We start from the raw sequence: 2183 nt of genomic DNA, 5'->3' as shown, positions 1-2183 counted from the left end.
GCCGGACCCCAGGATTCCGGGATACATGTTCCCCACGCCGGAGACGATCATCATCGCGGCCGTCGACACGGCCGACGCCACCGGGATCTCCTTGCACGGCTGGGGCCTCTGGACGTCGCTGACGGCCGCCAGCACCGAAACCGCCTTCGGCATCCCCAACGCGCCGGTCTATCTCACTTGGCTGACCAAGCAGGAACTGGTCGCCCTTGCCAAGTCCTCGTCCGCCGATGCCGGCGCCAAGGCTCCGGCTGCTGCTCCGGCCCGTAACCGCACGCTGAGCCTGAAGCCGGTGACCCAGCTCCACAAGTTCGGGATCGACACCACGGCGTCGAAGGCGCAGCCCAAGGCCGAGAGGAAGGCGGCGGCGCCGGCCACCCCGGTATCGCCCGACACCAATGTCTTCGAGGTCGTCGCCTACAATCCGGAAGCCGCGAAGTTCATCAACGACAACAAGCTGTTCGACCTGACCACGATCGCGGCCTTGTACAAGTCGGGGCAGAAGGCCATCCCCGACTTCCCCGCTCCCGCCGTCGCGATCAAGCCGGTCTACAAGATCATCTCCGCATCCGACCTGATCGACGGCAAGTATTACGCCATGCCGGCCTGGCCGGGAACTCCGCTCACGACGGACGCGATCGTGTCCAATGGCTTCCCGGAAACGGCGTGGCCGGGCTGCGTCTATGTCGACGTGACCAACAAGGGGACGTCGGCTGCCACCGGGATCGACGGAACGTGCAGCGGACAGACGGCCGCCTCGACTTACGGGCTGGGCGACTTCATCGCCTACCCCGTGACGGCCGCCAATGCCGATCAGTTCAATGCCTACGATACCAGCGGCTCCTACAAGGTCGCAGCCGGCGATTACCTGCTGCTGATGGCGATGCACGTCAGCAGCCGCGAGATCCGGGAATGGACGTGGCAGACCTATTTCTGGACGCCCGCTCCGATGAACCCGCCGACCCCAAGCAGCGTCGCGATCGCCGGCGCACAGCCCAAGCAGCTGGCCAAGCCGGCGGCGCATTACGCCATGTCGATCGCCTACCAGATGATCAGCCCGAACCAGCCGGTAACGGGAGGCAGCAATACCGGCAAGCCGATGATCGCCTACAACCCGTATCTGGAGTCGGACTTCTCCGCCAGCACCTTCGGCACCTCGCGGGCGGTGACCGACCCCAACACCGGCGTCGCCTGGACCGGGCAGGTCGGGGTCGAGACCAACTGCATGACCTGCCATTCCATGGCCTCGGTCAATTTCGGGTCCGGCGCCGGCACCAGCTACGGGACCACCTTCTACGTTTCCCTCGACGACCCGATGTTCGACGGCACGGTCCAGACCGACTTCCTGTGGTCTATCGCTGACGTGGTGTCGACGGAGCAGACGGCTGCGAAGGCAGCGGGTTCGGCGGCCGGCAAGAAGTAGCGGCGGCATACGGCGGGCGGCGCTTCCGGGCCGCCCCCGGGCGCCGCTCATCCTTCGGGATCGAAAAAACCTTTGAAATCGGTGTACCGCAAAGTTGGCGTCATATGTCATTGGGTATATAATGCCTAAGCATTACACATCCGGAAAGATCATTGCCGTGACTGAGTCCGTCAACAATCCCGACATCTTCGTCCTGGAGAATTTCACGCCCCTGATCGGCCGGGAATTTTCGTTCAGCGATCCGCAGGTAGCGCCTGGGTTCAAGCTGAAGCTGGCCAAGGCCTACGACCCCAGCAAGGGCATGTCGCATCCCAAGTTCCGCAAGCCGCTGACGCTTCTGTTCCGCGGCCCGGTGGATACGCTGCTGCTGGAAGGCTTCTATCAGATCGAGACGGAGGGCTTCGGTCCCATCGGCGTCCAGATCGTCCCGACATTGACGCCCGACCGCGAGGAAAACGGCATGGGCTACCACGTCGCCTTCAACTGAGTTTCCGCAACACCGGACCGCCGCCCGGAAAGGCGACGGTCCGGACCCGTGGATTACGGGCGGGTCGGGTAGATGCCGTTGACCGCCATGATGTAGTACATGGTGAGGTAGGGCTCGCGGATGCTGAACGGCGTCGCACCGCTGGGGCTGTTCGCGCCGACGGTCAGGCCGGAAATCGACACCGTACCGCTACCAATGGTTTTCATGGTACCCGCCGCACCGGCCGGACCATAGATCCTTACGGGTTGAGGAGTGCCCTCGCCGTCCAGATAGTTG

The 2183-nt window shown here is 64.0% G+C and carries 2 protein-coding genes and 1 pseudogene; 2 read left to right on the top strand and 1 reads right to left on the bottom strand.

All coding sequences use genetic code 11. From position 1 onward, the window contains the following. Positions 1-1420: hypothetical protein (locus tag AC5JJ6_RS42075; RefSeq protein WP_496047772.1), on the top strand; the 1420-nt coding region annotated here is incomplete at its 5' end. Between the two features lie 157 nt (positions 1421-1577). Further along, positions 1578-1907, top strand: a complete 330-nt coding sequence (locus tag AC5JJ6_RS42070; protein WP_496047771.1) for a DUF6916 family protein — start codon at positions 1578-1580, stop codon at positions 1905-1907. A 53-nt stretch (positions 1908-1960) separates the two neighbouring features. Here the strand turns inward: AC5JJ6_RS42070 and AC5JJ6_RS42065 are convergent. Then, positions 1961-2183 (bottom strand): annotated as a pseudogene (locus AC5JJ6_RS42065) (hypothetical protein); the annotation flags it as partial.

The sequence above is a fragment of the Skermanella sp. genome (assembly GCF_059503625.1).
Note: the sequence above shows the minus strand (reverse complement) of the source record. Positions and strands in the feature narration are given on the sequence as shown.